We start from the raw sequence: 302 nt of genomic DNA on the forward strand, positions 1-302 counted from the left end.
CCAGGCGGCGAGGCTTGCCCAAGGACCATGGCGAGCGCTGCGCCATTGCGGCCAACGTGCTGGACCGCCAATTCCAGGCTGACGCACCGAACCAGAAGTGGGTGGCGGACTTCACCTACATCTGGACCTGTCTCTTATACACATCTCCGAGCCCACGAGACATGGCGCCTGATCGCGTATGCCGTCGTCTGCGTGAAAAGGGGGGGGGGGGGGGGGGGGGGGGGGGGGGGGGGGGGGGGGGGGGGGGGGGGGGGGGGGGGGGGGGGGGGGGGGGGGGGGGGGGGGGGGGGGGGGGGGGGGGG

1 pseudogene is annotated in these 302 nt (G+C 74.8%); it reads left to right on the forward strand.

What is annotated here, in order from left to right:
* Window positions 1–128: pseudogene (locus JHD73_RS28790) on the forward strand (IS3 family transposase); the annotation flags it as partial.
* Between the last annotated feature and the right edge of the window lie 174 nt (window positions 129–302).

This window comes from Ralstonia sp. ASV6 (assembly GCF_016429285.1).
Classification (GTDB): domain Bacteria; phylum Pseudomonadota; class Gammaproteobacteria; order Burkholderiales; family Burkholderiaceae; genus Ralstonia; species Ralstonia flaminis.